Origin of the sequence: Geomesophilobacter sediminis (genome assembly GCF_016458275.1) — a bacterium.
In the GTDB taxonomy this organism is placed as follows: Bacteria; Desulfobacterota; Desulfuromonadia; order Geobacterales; family Geobacteraceae; genus Geomesophilobacter; species Geomesophilobacter sediminis.
The window spans coordinates 39,531-58,995 of the sequence record NZ_JAEMHM010000020.1 but is presented as its reverse complement, the minus strand read 5'-3'; the positions used below and the strand labels follow the sequence as shown (position 1 = coordinate 58,995).

Below are 19,465 nucleotides of genomic sequence, written 5' to 3'. Positions count from 1 at the left end.
CGATTGGGGAGTGCGGTGCACCCCTGCTGGAGAGGAGAAGCCAGAACGTTGGTTCATACAACGCACGGCCGCCTTTTAGAGAGTACATCGAATCGCGTTAAAGCATTCGTATGAAGACTGATTCAATATGTGGGGGGAGTAATAAAACTGTAAAAAAATGGACAGTCCATTTTGTTACAGTTGCTTTCTAAGATATTGAAAATACAGCTACTGTGCGGAGGGGAACTTGGGAGGTGTAACAAAATGGACAGTTTACGACGATTTCGTAAGGAAGCCTGAGTGGTGCTAAGTAGTTGAAATCACATCCTCTGACTTCAAGATCAAATTGGTATGAAACTTGTTATAGGAAGAATGTCGACTTCAACACAGGAGAAGCATCATGCTGAAACAATACCGAATCCTCACTGATTGTCTGTACCTGCTCAAGAACAGTCACCTGCCTGTGATGGACAAACTGAGACTCGAGGTCCAGCTGATTCAGGCCAAGAGATTGCTGCTTAACGATGAGGTTGGTAACAAGGTGGAAGGGGTTGCCTCCAGCGAGAGCGAGTTCGGAGACCTTTACCGCCGGATCCAGGAAATCTGCGCCCCGCAGCCGGAACTGGGGCAGACGGCCAATCTGCTGCAGCAGCTGACCGACATGACGGAGCAGCTGAAGGGGCACCTCGATATGCCTCTCTCCGGCCCCGCCTGGGCCGCGTTCCATCACTGAGGTCTGACTAACTCGGTAGGAGCGACATTCCTGTCGCGATAGATCTGTTGTTTGCGGCAGGAATCCTGCGCAACTGATAGATGTCATTTATCACTGTGGGAGCGCCTTTCCAGGCGCGATCCGCCGCAGGCGGTACCACCGGTTGTGGTTAATCGCGCCTGGAAAGGTGCTCCCACCGGGTAAGCTCATCCATCACCACCTCAAACCGACCCTGTTATATTGTTGCTATTCCCCTCGTCACTCCTCTTCTTTCCGTACCACCGGCAGCAGCACCCGGAAACGGGTTCCCTGGCCCGGCACGCTCTCCGGCTTGATGGTCCCCTTGTGGTCCTTGACGATGCCGTAGGAAACCGATAGCCCCAGGCCGGTGCCTGCCTCCTTCGTGGTGAAGAAGGGGGTGAAGAGCTTGTCCAGGTGCTCCGGCGGAATCCCCCCTCCCGTATCCCCGACCGATACCGCGCAGAATCCCTCCTCAGCCGGCTCCGCCGTGAGCGTCAGCACCCCCCCCTGCGGCATGGCCTGCACCGCATTCACAATCAGGTTGACGAACACCTGGCGCAGCTTGTCCGGGTCGCCGCTGATCTTGGGCAACTGCGGCGGGTAGCGCCGCTCGATCCGGATCCCGGCCAAATCCACCTGGTGGCCGGCCTGTTCGATGATGTCGTCCAAAAGGCGCGGTATCGCCACCTCCTCCAGGCGCATCGGGCGCTGGCGGGCGAAGGTGAGCAGATTGCTCACGATCTTGGCCATCCGCTCGGTCTGCCGGTTGATCACCTCCACTTCCTCGCGGCCGTCCCCGTCTTCCGGAAGGTACATCTCCAAAAGTTCCGTGTTGCCCCGGATGATCGCCAGCGGGTTGTTCATCTCGTGCGCCACCCCGGCCGCCACGATCCCCAGGTCGGCGAGTTTCTCGGCCCGGGCCAGGTCCTCGTGGGCCGCCAGAAGCAGCCGGTTCTTCTCCTGAAGCTCCGCGGTCCGCGACAGCACCTTCTGCTCCAGGCTGCGGTTCAGGGTATGGATCTCTTCCTCGCGCTGGGCCAGGGACGCGGTCATCTGGTTGAATTCCGCGGCGAGATCGCCCACCTCGTCGGCGCTGCGGATTTCCACCTTCAAGTCACGTTCTCCGACCGCCACCCGGCGGGCGAAGGTTTCCAGTTCCTTGATCGGGCGGGCCAGCCATCCGCTGATGATGCCGGATACGCCGAGGCCGAGGACGGTCCCGATGAGAAGGATCCCGGCGAAAATCGCCATCGCCTGGTCCTTGAGCGCCGCGTAGGGTTTTTCGAGCATCCCCACATACAAAGAGCCCACCGGCCTGCCGTCCAGATCCAGGATCGGCTCGTAGGCGGTCAGGTACCAGTCGTTCACCACAAAGGCCCGGTCCAGCCATTTCTTTTTTTCCAGCATCACCCGTCGATAGACCTCGTCGGACATCTTGGTGCCGATGGCCCGCTCTCCCTGGCTGTCCCGGACGTTGGTCGCGATGCGGGTGCCGTCCAGGAAGATGGTGGCGCTGCCGATGTCCTGGGTCTCGAAGCGCACCCCCTCGTAGACCGTGTCCTTGATCCGGTCCACCAGGGCGTTGTCCTTGTTGAGGAGGATGGCGCCGTAGATGACCCCGCTGACCGCCCCCGAAGCGTCCCGTACCGGGGCCGCCGATACCAGGAGCATCCCCGAGGTCACGGTGCCGGCGGTATCCGGACGGACCGCCCGTGGGGTGCGGGTGACGGCGATGATCGCGCGCTGGGCGAGTTCGGGCCCCTCGACGGCGAGCGCTGACCCCGAGGCGATCTCGGTGCCGCTCACCTGGCGGCCGGCGAGAGCCCGGCTCACCGCGGAAAGGGCGGTCACCCCTCCGGCAGTCCGGTGGGGATCGGCGGCGCGGTAGAGGATGCGGCCGTTTTTGTCGGCAACGGCGAGGATGTCGAGCCGCTTTTTCTTCTGGAGCGGGTCGAGCAGCGCAGCGAAGGTGGCGCGGTTTCCGGTGGCGATGCCGGTCCCGGCAATGGGGGTGCTGGCGGCATACTCCACCAGCTCGGCCATCTGCTTCAACTCGCTGCCGTAAATCTCGCGGGCCGAGTTGAGGTCGGTGCGGACCTTGTCCTGGGCCTGGTCGGCGATCTTGTCTTTGACGATCCAGCCTCCGGCGATGGAGACGATCACCATCACCGCGAAGAGGGGAACCAGCGACCCGATGGTCAGCTTGGTCCGGATCGGGAACCGGCGCTTCATGTCAGTACACCTCGCGGGGAACGGTCGTGCCGGTTTCCAGCTCGTATTCCTCGATCTTGCGGTCGAGGGTGCGGCGGGCGATGCCGAGGATCTGGGCGGCGCGGCTTTTGTTGTTCCCGGTCTGTTTCAGGATGTAACGGATGTGGTCCCGCTCCACGGTTGCCAGGGGGACCAGACGGTCGTGGGCCGGCGCTTCCTCCACGCTCTGCTTTTTCCAACCGGGCAGGACGTCCGGGGTGACCAGGTTTCCCTTGGCGAGGATGGTGGCGCGCTCGACCGCGTTTTGCAGCTCCCGCACGTTTCCCGGCCAGTTGTAGCTCTGCATGAGGCGCAGCGCCTCGTCGCTGAAATCCAGCAGCTCCCGGTTCATGCGCCGGGCGAACTTGGCGAGGAAGTGGCGGGCCAGGGGGGGGATGTCTTCGCGCCGCTCCCGCAAGGGGGGGAGCTTCAAGGTGATCACGTTGAGCCGGAAGTAGAGGTCCTCGCGGAAGTTCCCCTGCCGGGCCTCCGCCTCCAGGTCCTTGTTGGTGGCGGCGACGAAACGGATGTCCACGGTCTTGGGCTTGGTCCCGCCTACCGGGATGAAATCGCGCTCCTGGATTACCCGAAGCACCTTCGCCTGGATGGCGCGGCTCATGTCGCCGATTTCGTCCAGAAAGAGGGTGCCGCCGTCGGCCTCCTCCAAAAGCCCCTTGTGGTTGGTGATTGCCCCGGTGAAGGCGCCCCGGACGTGGCCGAAGAGCTGGCTTTCCAAAAGGGTGTCGGGGAGGGCGGCGCAGTTGATGGAGACGAAATGCTGGTTTTTTCTCGGGCTGGAGTCGTGGATCAGCCGGGCAATGAGCTCCTTGCCGGTGCCGGATTCCCCCACGATGAGGGCGTTGGCCTCGCTCGCGGCGACGCGGTGGGCGAGGTCGATGACCTCGCGGAAGGAGTCGCCGGAATAGATGATGGTGTCGGCGGGGCGGCGCCCCAACTCCTCCTTGAGGGCGTTGTTCTCGTTGAGCAGCCGCTCCCGCTCCAGGACCTTCTCCAAAAGGCCCAATACCTTTTCCTTGGGGAAGGGTTTGGCGACGTAGTCGTAGGCGCCCAGTTTCATCGCGTCCACCGCGGAGCCGATGGAGCCGAAAGCGGTCATGATCACCACCGGGAGGTCCGGGTGGATGACCTTGATCCGCTGCAGGACCTCGATGCCGTCCACATCCGGCATCTTCACGTCGAGAAGGACCAGGTTGCACGGCGCCTGCTTCACGTTTTCCAGGTGGTCCAAAAGGGCCTTGCCGGAGCTGAAGATCCCGGCTTCGACGCCGCCTGCGGTGAGGATCTTCTTGAGGTAGCGGAGGATCTCCACCTCATCGTCGCAAACCAATACGGTCGGTTTCTGCATTCAATAAACCTCGTCAAGGATGATGGGCGCAGCATGCTGCACCCCAAATAGAAGGGCTGCTTTTCTTGTCGGAGCGCGATTTCTGGCGCGATCCGGCAAGGTCATTCGCGCCAGGAATGGCGCTCCCACCCCTCTGGCCACCGTCGAAAATGGAGTTCGCGCCCCTACGGCTGAACGCGCACTGGCCCGGTCGGAAGCCCCTGCTTTGCTAAAGATGAAAGTTGGGTTTAGTTAATAACCCGGCCAAAATAACGCGCTCCCGGCAGAAATTGCGCAACGCGTCTTCGCCTCTAATTTTCCCCGCCGTCGGCACCCTTCCGCCGCAATCCCCATGTATACAAGGGGTTCCCGGGTTTCCCCCGTCTCCGTTTGCCGATTTTTCGACCGTGGCATATCCGTTGCTGTATACGCCACGGATACGAACGAGGGTAATAACGGCAAGTTCTGTGCCTGATTAACGAAAGGAGAGTAGTATGGCGATTTCACGAAGAAAATTTCTCCAGGGAGGGGCGCTGGCCGCGGCCGGTGTTGCTCTCGCCGGCAAACCGGCGGAAGCAAACGCCGATGCGCCGGACCTGAGAACGAAGGGGCTGCAGAAAACGACCACCATCTGTCCCTTCTGCTCGGTGGGGTGCGGCCTCATCGTCCACACCAAAGGTGGCAAGGTCGTCAATACCGAAGGTGACCCCGACCATCCGATCAACCGCGGCTCGCTCTGCCCCAAAGGGAGCGCGCTCTTCCAGATCGCCAACAACGAACGGCGCCTCCAGAAGGTCATGTACCGCGCGCCGGGCTCGGACCGCTTCGAAGAAAAATCGTGGGACTGGGCCCTGGACCGGATCGCGACCCTGATGAAGGACACCCGCGACCGCACCTTCAAGAAGACCGAGGTCAATCCCAAGGACAACAAGACCTACGTGGTGAACCGGACCGAAGGGATGGCTCTTTTCGGTGGCGCCGGCCTCGACAACGAGGAATGCTACCTCTGGACCAAGTTCGCGCGCTCGATGGGGGTGGCGCAGCTCGAACATCAAGCCCGATTATGACACTCCTCTACAGTCGCCGGTCTGGCGGCTTCGTTCGGTCGTGGTGCCATGACCAACCATTGGATAGATCTGAAAAATGCCGACGCCATTTTGGCCATCGGCTGCAATCCCGCTGAAAACCATCCCATCTCGTTCAAATGGATCGAGGAGGCGCTGGACAAGGGGGCAAAGCTCATTGCCGTCGACCCCCGCTTCACCCGGACCGCGTCCAAGGCGGACGTCTACGCCCAGCTGCGCCCCGGTACCGACATCGCCTTTTTGGGCGGACTCATCAACTACGCCCTGCAGAAAGGGATGTTCCACGAGGAGTACGTCCGAGAGTACACCAACGCCGCGTTTATCGTCAACGACAGCTACGACTTCCAGGACGGCATGTTCAACTCCTTCGACGAGAAGGAGAAGAGCTACGACCCGAAGAGCTGGGGCTACGCCCTTGACGCAAGCGGGAATCCGCGCCGCGACCCGTCCCTGAAGGACCCCAAGTGCGTCTTCCAGCTGATGAAGAAGCACTACAGCCGTTACGACGTGGACAAAGTCTGCTCCATCACCGGGACCAGGAAGGAGGATTTCCTCAAGGTCGCCGAGGCCTACTGCGCCACCGGCCGCGCCGGCAAAGCGGGGACCATCCTCTACGCGATGGGGATCACCCAGTCGACCCACGGCTCCCAGAACGTCCGGGCCACCGCGCTCTTGCAGCTTCTCCTCGGCAACATCGGCATCGCCGGCGGCGGGGTGAACGCGCTGCGCGGCGAGTCCAACGTCCAGGGCTCCACCGACTACGGCCTGCTCTTCCACCTGCTGCCGGGGTACCTGAAGTCCCCCGAGTTCGACAACGTCGACCTCAAGGCCTACAAGGAGAAATGGACCCCCAAGACCAAGGACGCCAAGAGCGCCAACTGGTGGGGGAACACGCCGAAGTACATCACCAGCCTCCTCAAGGGTTGGTACGGCGACAACGCGACCGCCGAGAACGACTTCTGCTACGACTACCTCCCCAAGCGCTCCGGTAACTACGGCTACGTGAAGATCCTGGAGAAGATGGGCAAAGGCGGCATCGAGGGGCTCGTCTGCATGGGGATGAACCCTGCGGTCGGCGGTCCCGACTCCGGCAAGGCGCGCGAGGCGCTGGGCAAGCTCAAGTGGCTCGTCACCGCCGACCTCTGGGAGACCGAGACCAGCATCTTCTGGAAGCGCCCGGGGGTCGATCCCAAGCAGATCCAGACCGAGGTCTTCATGCTGCCGGCCGCTTCCTCGGTCGAGAAGGAAGGGTCCATCTCCAACTCCGGCCGCTGGACCCAGTGGCGCTACGCCGCCATCAAGCCGATCGCCGACTCCCGCAGCGACCTCTGGATCCTGGACCAGTTCCACAAGCGGGTGAAGAACCTGTACGCCACCAAAGGGGGCGTCTTCCCGGAACCGATCACCCGCCTTGCCTGGAACTACGGCAACGGTGAGGAGGCGGACGTCCACCTGGTGGCGCGCGAGATCAACGGCTACTTCACCAAGGACACGACCATCAAGGACAAGGACAAGACCCTCGAGTTCAAGAAGGGGGACCAGGTCCCGATGTTCAAGTACCTCCAGGACGACGGCTCCACCGTCTCCGGCTGCTGGATCTACTGCGGCTCCTTCACCAACGAGGGGAACCAGATGGCCCGGCGCGACCAGAGCGATCCGACCGGGCTGGGGATGTATCCCAAGTGGGCCTGGGCCTGGCCGGTCAACCGCCGCATCATCTACAACCGTGCCTCGGTCAAGCCCAACGGGGAACCGTTCGACCCGACCCGCAAGGTCATCGCCTGGGATCCCCTGGAGAAGAAATGGAAGGGGGACGTTCCCGACGGCCCCTGGCCGCCGATGACCGACGCCAAAGAGGGGAAATACCCCTTCATCATGGTCCCGGAAGGACACGGCCGCCTCTACGCCCTGGACCTCAAGGACGGCCCGTTCCCGGAACACTACGAGCCGATGGAGAGCCCGGCGCTCAACAACCTCTCCAAGGTCCAGAACAACCCGGTGGTCGCGGTCCCCAAGAACGTCTCCAGCGACACCAAGAAGTTCCCCTACGTCGGGACCACCTACCGGGTCACCGAGCACTGGCAGGCGGGCGCCATGACCCGAAGCCTCCCCTGGCTCGTGGAGCTGGTGCCGGACATGTTCGTCGAGATCTCGGAAACGCTGGCCCGGCACAAGGGGATCGTCAACGGCGACACCGTGACCGTCACCACCGAGCGCGGCTCGATCAGCGCGAAGGCCCTGGTCACCTCCCGGCTGAAGCCCTTCGAAGTGGAAGGGAAGCACATCGAGCAGGTCGGGATGCCGTGGCATTTCGGCTACGCCGGGATGGCCACCGGGGACAGCGGCAACGTCCTGACCCCGTCGGTCGGCTGCGCGAACACCGGCATACCGGAGTTCAAGGCGTTTCTCTGCAATATCGAGAAAGGAGGTAAACGGGCATGAACGCCGGCGGCTCTTACGAAAACACCAAGGCATTTCTGATCGATACCACCAAGTGCACCGGCTGCCGCGGCTGCCAGGTTGCCTGCAAGCAGTGGAACCAGCTCGAGGGTGAGAAGACCCACTTCTTCAGCGGGGAGGGGTACCAGAACCCGCCCCAGATGTCGGAGTACACCTTCACCCGGGTGAAGTTCAAGGACTACAAGAAAAACGGGCAGAACGAGTTCGCCTTCTACAAGGAAATGTGCATGCACTGCAACGAGCCGGCCTGCGCTTCGGTCTGCCCGGTCGGTGCCCTGAAGAAGACCGCGGAAGGCCCGGTCGTCTACGAGGCGGACAAGTGCATCGGCTGCCGTTTCTGCATGATGGCCTGCCCCTTCGGCGTGCCGAAATACGAGTGGAGCAAGGCGTTCCCGCTGGTGCGCAAGTGCACCGGCTGCTACAGCCGGATCAAGAACGGACTCCATCCGGCCTGCGCCACCGCCTGCCCGACCGCCATCACCTACGGGACCCGTGCCGAGATGATCAAAGAGGCGGAGAACCGGATCAAGAACCGGCCCCAGCGCTACTATCCCAAGATCTACGGCCAGCACGAGGCGGGCGGGACCGGGGTGCTCTACCTGACCCACCAGCCGCTGGACGAGCTCGGGTTCAAGCCGGTGACCTCGCGGCCGCTCCCTTCCTACACCTGGCAGGCGCTGCGCATGGTCCCCGGTATTTTCCTCACCGTCGGCGGCTCGCTCTCCGCGCTCTCCTGGTTCACCCACCGCAAGGAGCGGATCAAGCGCGAGGAGGAGATGCTTGGTAAGGGGAGGAGCCCCGAAGCCGAAGCACACGAAGACCGGGAGGAGAGACCATGACCGCGGCAAAGATCATCATCAATGAAATCAAGGGATACCACCGCTTCCTCCAGGCGATGATCGTCCTGGTCGGGCTCGGCGTGCTCGCCTCGGCGGTGCGTTTCATCTTCGGCCTGGGGGCCACCACCCACTTGAACGACACCTATCCATGGGGGCTGTGGATCTCCTTCGACGTCGTCACCGCGGTCCCCCTGGCCGCCGGTGCCTTCACCATCGGCGTGGTCGCCCACGTTTTCCATATCAAGAAGCTGGAGCCGCTGGTACGTCCCGCGATCATCACCGGGTTTCTCGGCTACTCCCTGGTCTGCATCGGGTTGCTCCTTGACTTGGGACAGCCGCAGCGCGGCTGGCACACTCTGGTGTACTGGAACCTCCACTCGCCGATGTTCGAGGTTTCCATGTGCGTGATGGCGTACACCACCGTCCTCACCCTGGAGTTTTTGCACCCGGTCTGCGAGAGATTCGGCTGGCACGTGCCGCTGCGCCTTTTGCGCAACCTGGAGGTCCCCTTCGCGGTCCTGGCGGCGTCGATCTCGTCGCTGCACCAGTCCTCCCTGGGCACCTTCTTCCTGATTGCAGTCGATAAGCTGCATAACCTCTGGTACAACCCGCTGCTGCCGCTTTTGTTCATCCTGAGCGCGATCTTTACCGGGCTTTCCATCATCATCTTCGAGGCGACCCTGGTGCACCGGTATCTGCGCCAGCCCGACGAGACCGAGCTTTTGCAGACCCTGACCAAGATCATCCCCTGGTTCCTCGGCCTGTACCTCGTGGTGAAGCTCTACGCCCTGGCGTATCTGAGCCACGGGCCCCGGTTCGACCGGCCGGGTCTCACCGCCCTGTTCCTTTTGGAGATGGTAGGCGGGGTGGTGGTGCCGATGGTGATCTTCAGCCTCAAGAGGACCCGGACCGACAGCAGCCTGCAGCTGCGCGCCGCCACGCTGGTGCTGGCGGGGCTGATCCTGAACCGTTTCAACGTTTCCATGTTCGGGATGATCCAGAAGAACCAGGAGATCTACTTCCCGTCGGTGATCGAGTCCCTGGTGACCTTGGGGATCATCGCGGCGCACATCCTGTTCTTCGTGCTGATCAGCAAGTACTTCCCGGTCTTCGAGCACCATCCGGAGACCGTGGACTACGCGATCCCCGACCGGTTCCACAAGATCGAGGGTTCGGAAGAGGGTGACAAGACGGTAAAGGCGTAAGGAGCTTTGCCGCCTCTTGATTGGTAGCTGCGGCCATCACGATGGGAGTGCCATTCCAGGCGCGTATATATTGAATCGCGCCAGAAATGGCACTCCCACAGGATTGGCGCTTTAAGGGATTGCGAAACCAGTATCCAAGCCGTCGGGTCGACCGGTAGGGGAGCAGCACGCTGCGCCCGGTCGGCCCGATGGTTGCGACATGAATGTCGCTCCACACGGTGCACCGGTAATTCAATGGTGAGAGGGAGTCTGCAATGGCAGCAATAGCTAGGGTGATGTTTGGAATCGACCGGATCGGTGGGGCGCCCGCCGATGAAAATCTCGGACATGCTGCGGGGCCGGAACTCCTTCCCAACGTCACCGGTGTAATCCTTGCCGGGGGGCAGTCCCGGCGGATGGGGAGCAACAAGGCGGTGCTGCCTTACGGCGGGGTTCCGCTCATCGAGCGCATCTACCGGCAGATGAGCGAGCTTTTCGTGGAAACGGTCGTGGTTACCAACACGCCGGAACTCTATCCCTTTCTTCCCTGTCCCAAGGTGAAGGACCAGTATCCGGGGATGGGGCCTTTGGCCGGCATCCATGCGGCGCTCAATTACAGCCGCACCCGGTACATCGCCGTGGTGGCCTGTGACATGCCGTGGATCAGCACCAGGCTGATCCGGGAACTGGCCGGCTTTCGCGACGGCAGCGACGTCATCTTGCCGGAAGGAGACCACGGGCTGGAGCCGCTGCATGCGATCTACTCGAAGGAGTGCATTCCGTTCATCGAGGAGTCGCTGAACGCGGACCGGCGCCGGATCGTCTCGTTCTTCGACCGGGTCAAGGTGCAGGTCATGACCCTTGACCAGACCAGCCAGATAGAGCCCTCGCTGCGGGCCTTCCGCAACATCAATACGGTCCAGGAGTACCAGCAGTCGCTGGAGAATCAGGTGATCGGATCTACTCGCTGAACCCAATTCTGACCCTCTCCGGCGCAATCCGTGCTTTCGCACGCGACCTTGAAGGAGAGGGGACGCTGGGGCACCGGCTCATTTCCCAAACAGTGCGTTGAGCCGGTTACCCTCTGGGAGCACCCTTCCGGGCGCGAATCAACCCTGGGGAATCTGAGCAGGAAGTCCTTTAGACGATCACGCCGCCCCTTTGATCGGCCAGCCGATCAGCATCACCCCCACCGTGCAGACCGCGATCCCCACCACGCGAATCCCGTGGAACTCACCCCGAATCCCCATCAGCTCAGCGCCTTGCGCACCGCGGTCGCCAGTGCATCAAGCACGTACGGCTTGCGGAGCACCTCGCGGATGCCCAACTGCTCGGCCTGTTCCTCCCCGACGGTCTCGGTGGCGCCGGTACACAAAAGGACCGGCAGGTCCGGACGGACCGTCCGGACCGCCGCGGCGAGCTTCACCCCGGTCAACCCTGGCATGGTCAAGTCGGTCAGGAGCAGGTCGAAATCGTTTGGCCGCGACCGTACCAGTTCCAGCGCTTCCACGCTGCTGGTGGCTGCGGTAACCCGGTAGCCCAGGGAAGAGAGCATCTCCTCGCCCAGTTCGCTCAACGCTATTTCATCGTCCACCAGGAGAATCCGTTCCGATCCCCCGACCGGCTTTGGCGCGACCGGCCGCTCCTCCCGGGCCGCTCTCTCGATAGAGGGGAAATAGACGTGAAAAATGCTCCCCACGCCGGGCTCGCTGGTGACCGAGATTGCCCCGCCGTGGCCTTTGGCGATCCCCTGGACGACGGCGAGCCCCATCCCGGTCCCTTCGCCGAATTCCTTGGTGGTGAAGTACGGATCGAAGATGCGGTCCATGAGCAGCGGATCGATGCCGGAGCCGGTGTCGGAGACGGTGAGCACGAGGTAGCGCCCTTCACGGAGTTCGGGGAAGCGGCTTAAGAAGGCGGCATCGCTCTCGATCCGGGAAAGGCTGATCTCGAGGGTCCCTCCGTCGGGACGCATGGCATGGGCGGAATTGGCGCAGAGGTTCATCAGGACTTGGTGGATCTGGATGGCGTCGGCAAAAATGACGTCCTCCGCCGGGGTCACCTGGAGGGCTTTCTGGATCGCCACGGTGCTCGGGAGGGTGGAGCGCAGCAGCTTGAGCACCTCTTCCACGATCGGCAGGACGTGCACCGGCGCGCGCTCCTGCTCGGTGAAACGGCTGAAGGTGAGGATCTGGCGCACCAGGTCGGCGGCGCGGTTGCTCGATTCCATCACCCGCTCCATCTCCCGTTTGCCGGGGCCATCCGCGCCGACCTTGAAAATGGCGAGTTGGGAGAAACCGAGGATGGCGGTGAGGATGTTGTTGAAGTCGTGGGCGATGCCGGCGGCGAGCGTCCCGATCGCTTCCATCTTCTGTGCCTGGCGCAGTTGCTGTTCCAGTTTCTTGCGTTCGCTCAGGTCCCGGATCGACTCGATCGCCCCCACCAACCGGCCGTGGCCGTCGTACAGTCCGGCGGCGGTCCCCATGACGTAGGCATTTTGCTGCCGGACCCGGTTCGTGTACCCTTCGCCGGTCACCACGCCGTTTTCCACCTTCAGGTACGGGTAGAGCGCCTCGATCTCCGGGGAGGGGTGCAGCACCATGTCGACCAGCGCGGCGCGCCGGGAGCCATAGAAGGCGATACCGTAGGCAAGATCGCCTTTCCCCAGCATGTCCTCGGCCCGAACCCCGGTGAACTCCTCGGCGGATCGGTTCCATATGGTGATCCGCCCCTCCAGGTCCACGGCGAAGGTGGGGTCCGGGAGAAAGTCGATGATCTCGGCCAGCTTGCGTTCCGAATCCCTCAGCTCGGCGGTCCGCTCCTCGACGCGTTTTTCCAGGGTCTCGTTCGCTTCCCGCAGTCTCAGGGTCAACTCCCAAAGGCGCAGGTGCGCCCCGACCCGTGCCACGACCTCTTCGCGCTGGAACGGCTTGGTGATGTAGTCGACCGCACCCGCCTCGAAGGCCTTGACCTTGTACTGGGTATCGGCCAACGCCGTCATGAAGATCACGGGGATGTCACGGGTCGTTTCCAGGGCCTTGAGCCTGCGGCAGGTCTCGAACCCGTCCATCTCGGGCATCATCACGTCCAGGAGAATCAGGTCCGGCCGGACGTACTGGGCCCGCATCACGCCGGTCTCTCCGTCTTCGGCAATCAGGATGGTGTAGGGGGTGTCGGCCAGGTGATCGGAAATGACGGCGAGATTGTTGGGGTCGTCGTCAACGATGAGTATGGTGGGCGAGGTCCCGGTAGCTGGGATCGTTTCAAGCATAGGTGGTTACTTCCTGTCAGATTCAGCAGTTATGAACATCGTCATTTGGCGGCCGTCTTGCCAGTTAACTATCTGGTCGCTTTTCTTTCGGAGTAATTAGTTGAGGTTTTGACAAAACATCGGCATACAAGTCGGTATGTGACACAGTGAAAGCTACAGACTAGCATAGATTACGCTGAATGATTAATTTGTCAACGTAAGTACAGTATCAATTTCAGGAAACATTACATAGCAAAATCGTTCTGCCATACTAGCATCTTTACTTGCCTTAATATTCTGGCCCTCCCTGGCTTCCAGGGCAGTTTGATGGTGCGTAAAGCAGTTGCATGTGATATTTACTCGGACCTATGGAAACCAAGAATGAAAGAGTTCGGCGGCAGGTAAACGAGTACCTGCAGGGACATAACGTGGCGACCCTGGCAACCTGCAGCGATGGGAAGGTCTGGGCGGCGGCGGTCTTCTACGTCTGGGACGGCGCCACCCTGTATTTTCTGTCGGCGCCCGCCAGCCGTCACGCGGCCGACCTGGCCCGCAACCCGCAGGTTGCCCTGACGGTCCAGGAGGATTACGCCGACTGGCCTGAGATCAAGGGGGTGCAACTGGAAGGGGTCGCCTCCGAGCTTTCCGGTGCCGAGGAGGCGCGGGCGCGGAGGCTGTACGGGGAGAAGTTTCCGGCGGTCGGGATCGTGGGAAAGGTGCCGGCGACCCTGGTCAAGGCGCTGGCCAAGGTCCGGTGGTATCAGGTTGTGCCGCAACACCTGTATTTCATCGATAACTCCAAAGGCTTTGGCCACCGGGACGAGGTGCTTCTTTAGTAAAAGTTCATTTTATAGTTGATTCTAATCTTGCTCTTGAGCTAAAACATCACTTCTCGACTCAATTACGGTAGCGAAGGCGAGGCTCCCTGATGTGGGATTGGATCGGAAAACTGGATGAATTGAGGCGGGCCGGGGAGTTGGCCGTTCTGGTGACCGTCGTCAAAAGCTCCGGCTCGACCCCGAGAAAGCACGGGGCGAAGATGATTGTCCTTCCCGACGGCACCTTTTTCGGGACCGTGGGGGGCGGGGTGCCCGAACTCTACGCCCTGGAGGACGCGCGGCGCTGCTTCCAGGCGCTGGAGGCGGGGACCTCGACCGTTTCCTTGCAGCAGCGCGGCGAATTTCCGGCCTGCGGCGGAACCATGGAGTTCTACCTGGAAGTGATCAACGACAACCCGCGGCTCTACCTTTTCGGTGCCGGGCACGTGGCCCAATCCCTTTGCCAGGTGCTGGAAGGGACCCCCTTCCGGATCCACCTGGTCGACGAGCGCAACGAGTGGGTCAACGCCCCGGAGTTGCCGAATTCGGTGATCCGGCACCAGAGCCACTTCAGCGACTTCATCGCCGGCGCCGCTTGGTGCGGCCAGCGGACCTTCGTCACCATTGTCACCTTCAACGGGGCGGTGGATCAACAGGTGCTGCAGGAGGTGCTCCCCCATCCCGCCCGCTACATCGGGATGATCGGCAGCCGCAACAAGTGGGAACGGATCAGCAGCAACCTGACGGCTCAGGGCTGCGACCTCTCCCGGGTCCGTTGCCCGATCGGGCACGACACCGGGGGGGATTCCCCGCGCGAGATTGCCATCAGCATCGCGAGCCAGCTGCTCGCCACTTACCATGGGAAGGAGTAGCTCGAAACGATAAATGCAGGTGTAGTCGGTGTCTGGTCTGGGTCATTACCTTCCCCCCTTCAAGAGGATGGTCGTGGTGCGGATGAAGGTGAAGGGGAGGGACTGTCTCACTGCATTGGAGCCATTGTCTTTGATCTGAGGGGGGTGACGGATGAGCTTGCCAAGCATCGAGAAACTTCTTTTTTCCCAACCGCAGGGGATTCTGGCCCTCACCGGGGCCGGGGGAAAGACCAGCCTGATGTTCCACCTGGCCCGTCTTCTGGCCGAATCGGGACGGAGGGTTCTCACCACGACCACTACCAGCATCCTGCTTCCCCGGCCGGAGCAAAGTGAGACCGTGCTTCTCGAGCGCAACCCGGAACGGGTCTTGCGGGAAGCGGGGCGGGCGCGCCTTTCCGGAGCGCGGCACCTGACGGCGGCCGCCGAGCCGTTGGAAGGGGGGAGGGTCCGCGGCTTCGCCCCCGAGGCCATCTCCCGGTTTCGCGACTCCGGACGTTTCGACTGGATCCTGGTCCAGGCCGACGAGGCGGCGCAACGGTCACTTAAAGCGCCCGCAGCTAAGGAGCCTTCCGTCCCTACCGGGTCTGATATCGTGGTTGCGGTTTTGGGGCTCGACGTGTTCGGCAAACCGCTTTCCGAGGAAACCGTCTGTCACAGCACCTCGGCGGCCGAGATCATGGGGCTCGAAACGGGACAGCCGGTCGGCGTATCCGCGCTCTCCCGTCTTTTGATTCATCCCGATGGCGCCTTCAAGGGGGCACCACCCCAGGCCCAGCGGTTCATCTTCCTCAATCGGGCCGACACCGCCGAGCGGACCGCCGCCGCCGCGCAGATTGCGGCCTTTCTCCAGGAATCCCCCCCCGCCCGAGCCCTCATCGTCGGAGAGGCGGGCCCATCCCTTGCGGTTCACGCCATCCATTCCCTCGAAGCTGCACCACCCTCTGCCTGATGGTTCCATCTACTCCTGGAGTGCCGGGGCACAGGCCATTGTCCCCTTTTCCTCGATGGACGGAACCTGGCCCATGCCGGGTTTACTTGCCTCCCTGCCGCTTTTGATGCTAGATTCCCCCATCTGAGGCGTCCGTTTGGCCGCCAGCGAAGGAGGGGGCATGGGATCCGCCGCAGTGCACGCTGCCAAAGACATATTGTTTCTGATCGGGGTCATTCTCTTCGGGGGCTCCTGCAGCAGCCTGGTGGCCCAACGCTTCAAAATTCCCGACGTGGTCCTTTTCCTCCTGCTGGGGATGGGGCTCGGGCCAGAGATGGCAGGAATCGTAGGGGTCAAGGCCGATTCCACGCTCAACCAACTGATCCTCATCTTCGGCTCCTCCTACATCCTTTTCGATGGCGGGGCCGGCCTGAAGCTGAAAGTGCTGCGGGAAGTCTGGATAACGTTGGTGGTGATTTCCACGGTGGGGGTGCTGATCACGGCGGGGCTGGTCGGCCTAACCGCCTCATGGCTCTTGGGCCTCCCCACGATTACCGCGCTGCTGCTGGGAAGTACCATCGCCTCGACCGATCCGGCGACGCTGGTTCCGGTGTTCAAGCAGGTGACCATCAAGGAGCGGGTGGCTCAGACCGTCATGAGCGAATCCGCCTTCAATGACGCCATGGCAGCTATTCTGACCTTTTCGGTAGTGGGGATCGCGATGGGGCAGGGGGAACTCTCTTTGGGGGGGGCAGTCCTAGGCCTGCTCAGCAACGCCCTCATCGGGGTCGCTGCCGGCGCGATTCTCGGCTACATCGCCGCAGCCCTCATCGCCCACGAAAAATTCGGCTTCCTCACCGAGTACGCCCCTTTGGTTACCCTGATGGCGGTTGCCGGAGCATACCTGACCGCAGAACGTTTCAACGCCAGCGGTTTCATGGCGGTCTTCGTCTTCGGGATCGTTCTCGGCAACAAGGACAGTTTCGGATTCCGCATCGAGGACCAGGAGCAGGACCGGCTGGAGGATTTCATCGTCACGACGTCGCTGATCATGCGGATGTTCATCTTCATGCTGCTCGGCAGCCAGGTCCAGTTCGCGCTGATGGGAAAATACCTCCCGGCCGGGGTGACGCTGGTGCTGATTTTCATGTTCGTCATCCGTCCGGTGACCGTCTTTTGCTGTGCCATTCCGGACCGGCGCGCCCGGTGGTCCTTCCGGGAGCTCTGCTTCATCAGCTGGAGCCGCGAGACCGGTGTCATTCCGGGGGCCCTGGCCGGGATCCTCCTGGGGATGAAAGTTCCCGGTGCGGAAATCATCGCATCGGTCACCTTCATTGCCATCTTGATGACGATCCTGATTCAGGCCACCACCACCCGGTGGGTGGCGGGGAAACTGGGACTGCTGGTGGAAGGCGAAGGGTAGGAGAAGGGTAGGAAAAAGATGGTCATGACAGAAACCCCCTCTGCCTTCGTTGATAACCAGCAGAGGGGGTTCCTTGGAAAAGATCGCGCCGGAAGGGCACTCCCACTGAAACAGGGAGGATTAAGCCCTTTCTTAGGCGTCTTCGCCGCGGAGTTTGGTGTTCTTCAGCGCCGTGGCGAGGGTGATCGTATCGAGGATTGCCTTGGTGAGGGTGTCGATCTCGGTCGTTATGCTTTGCAGTTCGGACACCACCGGGTCCGCGGCTTTGCCCCAATGCGGCAGGTCGAGTTCCGACTCCAGCGTTTCGAACAGCTTGATGATGTCGAGCAGGGTGGTTCGGTTCACGTTGCCGGCAAAGCGGTATCCGCCACCGACGCCGCGCATCGCCTGGACCACTCCTTCGTGAACCAGGTTCCGCATGACCTTGGCGAGATGATGGGTCGAGATGTCGTACTTTTCGGCGATGTCACTGGTGGAGAGCTGGCGCTCCGGTTCTGCTGCCAGCTCCATCACGGCAATAAGCGCCAGAAGGCTTGCTTTGTTGAGCTTCATGTTAGACGGGCTCCGTTAGGATCGGGGCGGACTTCCCCGTGGTTTCAGTCGTTAAGAAGGTGCTTTTCCAGTTCTATGTAGCGGCCGCTGCGCATGCCGATGCCGCGGAAGAAGGAGAGGGCGCGCTTGTTGTCCAGATCGACCATGGTCCGCAGCGTGGTGACCCCCATCTTTTTCAACCGTCTGCCGATCTCGTCGAACATCCGCATCCCGATTCCCAGTTCCCGGACCTCCGGGGTAACGGTGACCGCGAAGACCCAGCCGCAGGGAGGGGAGCCGAACTCCCACGCCCGCACCTCGCCAACTATGAAACCAACGACGGTTCCGGCCTTTTCCGCGACGAGAAAGATGCGGTCCGGGTTGTTCTCGTACACGTAGTGCTCGAAGATTCCCCGCCAGTATCCCGGCTTGTCATCCTTTTTGCTTCCATCGTCCAGGGCTACCACGATCTCGAAATCGTCTGCCACTGCGTCTCGAATTGAGATATCCATGTCGGTCACGTCACCTTCCGGAAATGCGATTGCCGCTGCGGCAGCGGCCTTGGGCAGAAAACGCTCGCTGACGTTTTCTTGATAGGTTAAAGCGGTAATCAGGTACCACCAATGCAAGAAAAAGGCAAGGGTTGTTTTTAGGGCCCTTCTTCCGCCTGGGTCGTCGGCAGCCTCGGCGAAAGGATCGGTTACCGGGCGGGATCGCCGTTCCGGGCGCGATTCCTGGCCGATGAATGGTGCGTGCCCTATCCGATACCGCGGCCGATTGCTGCGGAGATCCGGGCTCAGCATGCTGCGCCCCGGCGAGGTGGCGGAACGTGCTGTGGTTTGCCTGCCGACAGGCGCATATCGCCATATCGACATTTCCCGATCTATGCTATCATCCGAGGGTCTTTCGTACTAATGAAAAAGGAAGCAACATGAAATTCACCGGAACCGAGTCCTACATTGCCACTCCCGATCTCATGCTGGCGGTGAACTCCGCCGTGCTGCTGGAGCGCCCTTTGCTGGTCAAGGGGGAGCCGGGAACCGGCAAGACCATGCTCGCTGAAGAGATTGCCCGGGCCCTGGACCGGCCGCTCTTCCAATGGCACATCAAGTCGACCACCAAGGCTCAGCAGGGGCTCTACGAGTACGATGCGGTGTCGCGGCTGCGTGACTCGCAGTTGGGGGACCCGCGGGTTCACGATATCGGCAACTACATCGTAAGGGGCAAGCTCTGGGAGGCCTTTGCCTCGGAAACCCAGGCAGTGCTCCTGATCGACGAGATCGACAAGGCCGACATCGAATTTCCCAACGACTTGCTGCGCGAACTGGATCGGATGGAGTTCTACGTCTACGAGACGCGGGAGCTGATTACCGCCCGGCACCGGCCGATCATCATCATTACCAGCAATAACGAAAAGGAGCTCCCGGACGCCTTTTTACGCCGGTGCTTCTTCCACTACATCCGTTTCCCGGATCGGGAGACCCTGGAGCAGATCGTCAACGTGCACTACCCCGGACTCCAGGATGATCTGGTGGGTGAGGCCCTGGAGGTTTTCCTGGGCGTGCGTGACGTGCCGGGGTTGAAGAAAAAACCGTCGACGTCGGAACTGCTCGACTGGCTGCGGCTTTTGGCCGCCGAACAGGCGTCGCCGGAAGCGCTGGCCCAGTCGCGCGACAAGCGGTACCTGCCTCCCCTGCACGGTGCCCTGTTGAAAAACGAGCAGGATCTGCAGCTGTTCCGCGTCCCCGCTGGAGGCGGGCCCCCCTGA

15 protein-coding genes are annotated in these 19,465 nt (G+C 61.8%); 10 read left to right on the top strand and 5 right to left on the bottom strand.

All coding sequences use genetic code 11. From position 1 onward, the window contains the following. The first annotated feature begins 379 nt into the window (after positions 1-379). Positions 380-712 (top strand): hypothetical protein, encoded by a 333-nt coding sequence (locus JFN93_RS20660; protein ID WP_199386040.1) that lies wholly within the window; start codon positions 380-382, stop codon positions 710-712. A gap of 237 nt (positions 713-949) precedes the next feature. On the opposite strand, the gene JFN93_RS20655 is transcribed toward JFN93_RS20660, so the two are convergent. Continuing rightward, positions 950-2,944, bottom strand: a complete 1,995-nt coding sequence (locus JFN93_RS20655; protein WP_199386039.1) for a cache domain-containing protein — start codon at positions 2,942-2,944, stop codon at positions 950-952. Between the two features lies 1 nt (position 2,945). After that, positions 2,946-4,328, bottom strand: coding sequence for a sigma-54-dependent transcriptional regulator (locus JFN93_RS20650; RefSeq protein ID WP_199386038.1), 1,383 nt, complete (start codon positions 4,326-4,328; stop codon positions 2,946-2,948). A 473-nt stretch (positions 4,329-4,801) separates the two neighbouring features. Here JFN93_RS20650 and fdnG point away from each other — a divergent pair, with 473 nt between their 5' ends. The 4 genes from fdnG (at position 4,802) to mobA (ending at position 10,846) form a co-directional block, all read left to right on the top strand. After that, on the top strand, positions 4,802-7,834 hold the full coding sequence (gene fdnG / locus JFN93_RS20645) for a formate dehydrogenase-N subunit alpha (protein ID WP_199386037.1): 3,033 nt from the start codon (positions 4,802-4,804) through the stop codon (positions 7,832-7,834). Continuing rightward, a complete protein-coding gene (locus JFN93_RS20640) occupies positions 7,831-8,691 on the top strand; it encodes a 4Fe-4S dicluster domain-containing protein (protein ID WP_199386036.1) in 861 nt (286 codons plus the stop codon). Before fdnG ends, JFN93_RS20640 begins: the two co-directional genes overlap by 4 nt. Continuing rightward, the gene (gene nrfD / locus JFN93_RS20635; protein ID WP_199386035.1) at positions 8,688-9,896 is read left to right on the top strand and encodes an NrfD/PsrC family molybdoenzyme membrane anchor subunit; all 1,209 of its coding nucleotides are present in this window, start codon (positions 8,688-8,690) and stop codon (positions 9,894-9,896) included. The genes JFN93_RS20640 and nrfD overlap by 4 nt, the downstream gene beginning before the upstream one ends. A gap of 254 nt (positions 9,897-10,150) precedes the next feature. Continuing rightward, positions 10,151-10,846: a molybdenum cofactor guanylyltransferase gene (gene mobA / locus JFN93_RS20630; protein ID WP_236021861.1), complete on the top strand. Its 696-nt coding sequence runs from the start codon at positions 10,151-10,153 to the stop codon at positions 10,844-10,846. Between the two features lie 278 nt (positions 10,847-11,124). On the opposite strand, the gene JFN93_RS20625 is transcribed toward mobA, so the two are convergent. Then, positions 11,125-13,146 (bottom strand): ATP-binding response regulator, encoded by a 2,022-nt coding sequence (locus tag JFN93_RS20625; protein ID WP_199386034.1) that lies wholly within the window; start codon positions 13,144-13,146, stop codon positions 11,125-11,127. 347 nt (positions 13,147-13,493) lie between these two features. On the opposite strand from JFN93_RS20625, the gene JFN93_RS20620 reads away from it, so the two are divergent. The 4 genes from JFN93_RS20620 (at position 13,494) to JFN93_RS20605 (ending at position 17,166) form a co-directional block, all read left to right on the top strand. Then, positions 13,494-13,961, top strand: coding sequence for a pyridoxamine 5'-phosphate oxidase family protein (locus tag JFN93_RS20620; RefSeq protein WP_199386033.1), 468 nt, complete (start codon positions 13,494-13,496; stop codon positions 13,959-13,961). A gap of 92 nt (positions 13,962-14,053) precedes the next feature. Beyond that, positions 14,054-14,815, top strand: a complete 762-nt coding sequence (locus JFN93_RS20615; RefSeq protein WP_199386032.1) for an XdhC family protein — start codon at positions 14,054-14,056, stop codon at positions 14,813-14,815. 151 nt (positions 14,816-14,966) lie between these two features. After that, the gene (gene yqeC, locus JFN93_RS20610) at positions 14,967-15,764 is read left to right on the top strand and encodes a selenium cofactor biosynthesis protein YqeC (protein ID WP_236021859.1); all 798 of its coding nucleotides are present in this window, start codon (positions 14,967-14,969) and stop codon (positions 15,762-15,764) included. Between the two features lie 160 nt (positions 15,765-15,924). Continuing rightward, a complete protein-coding gene (locus JFN93_RS20605; RefSeq protein ID WP_199386031.1) occupies positions 15,925-17,166 on the top strand; it encodes a cation:proton antiporter in 1,242 nt (413 codons plus the stop codon). A 132-nt stretch (positions 17,167-17,298) separates the two neighbouring features. Here the strand turns inward: JFN93_RS20605 and JFN93_RS20600 are convergent, their stop codons facing one another. Together JFN93_RS20600 and JFN93_RS20595 are read right to left on the bottom strand one after the other, a co-directional pair. After that, positions 17,299-17,718, bottom strand: a complete 420-nt coding sequence (locus JFN93_RS20600; protein WP_199386030.1) for an Rrf2 family transcriptional regulator — start codon at positions 17,716-17,718, stop codon at positions 17,299-17,301. A 44-nt stretch (positions 17,719-17,762) separates the two neighbouring features. Then, positions 17,763-18,185, bottom strand: coding sequence for a GNAT family N-acetyltransferase (locus JFN93_RS20595; RefSeq protein WP_328754494.1), 423 nt, complete (start codon positions 18,183-18,185; stop codon positions 17,763-17,765). 443 nt (positions 18,186-18,628) lie between these two features. On the opposite strand from JFN93_RS20595, the gene JFN93_RS20590 reads away from it, so the two are divergent. Continuing rightward, a complete protein-coding gene (locus JFN93_RS20590) occupies positions 18,629-19,465 on the top strand; it encodes an AAA family ATPase (protein WP_199386029.1) in 837 nt (278 codons plus the stop codon).

What these genes read in the sequence shown, in the direction of transcription:
- JFN93_RS20660 (WP_199386040.1), top strand. Translation starts at nt 380, where the DNA reads ATGCTGAAACAATACCGAATCCTCACTGATTGTCTGTACCTGCTCAAG.
- JFN93_RS20655 (WP_199386039.1), bottom strand. Translation starts at nt 2,944, where the DNA reads ATGAAGCGCCGGTTCCCGATCCGGACCAAGCTGACCATCGGGTCGCTG.
- JFN93_RS20650 (WP_199386038.1), bottom strand. Translation starts at nt 4,328, where the DNA reads ATGCAGAAACCGACCGTATTGGTTTGCGACGATGAGGTGGAGATCCTC.
- JFN93_RS20640 (WP_199386036.1), top strand. Translation starts at nt 7,831, where the DNA reads ATGAACGCCGGCGGCTCTTACGAAAACACCAAGGCATTTCTGATCGAT.
- nrfD (WP_199386035.1), top strand. Translation starts at nt 8,688, where the DNA reads ATGACCGCGGCAAAGATCATCATCAATGAAATCAAGGGATACCACCGC.
- mobA (WP_236021861.1), top strand. Translation starts at nt 10,151, where the DNA reads ATGGCAGCAATAGCTAGGGTGATGTTTGGAATCGACCGGATCGGTGGG.
- JFN93_RS20625 (WP_199386034.1), bottom strand. Translation starts at nt 13,146, where the DNA reads ATGCTTGAAACGATCCCAGCTACCGGGACCTCGCCCACCATACTCATC.
- JFN93_RS20620 (WP_199386033.1), top strand. Translation starts at nt 13,494, where the DNA reads ATGGAAACCAAGAATGAAAGAGTTCGGCGGCAGGTAAACGAGTACCTG.
- JFN93_RS20615 (WP_199386032.1), top strand. Translation starts at nt 14,054, where the DNA reads ATGTGGGATTGGATCGGAAAACTGGATGAATTGAGGCGGGCCGGGGAG.
- yqeC (WP_236021859.1), top strand. Translation starts at nt 14,967, where the DNA reads ATGAGCTTGCCAAGCATCGAGAAACTTCTTTTTTCCCAACCGCAGGGG.
- JFN93_RS20605 (WP_199386031.1), top strand. Translation starts at nt 15,925, where the DNA reads ATGGGATCCGCCGCAGTGCACGCTGCCAAAGACATATTGTTTCTGATC.
- JFN93_RS20600 (WP_199386030.1), bottom strand. Translation starts at nt 17,718, where the DNA reads ATGAAGCTCAACAAAGCAAGCCTTCTGGCGCTTATTGCCGTGATGGAG.
- JFN93_RS20590 (WP_199386029.1), top strand. Translation starts at nt 18,629, where the DNA reads ATGAAATTCACCGGAACCGAGTCCTACATTGCCACTCCCGATCTCATG.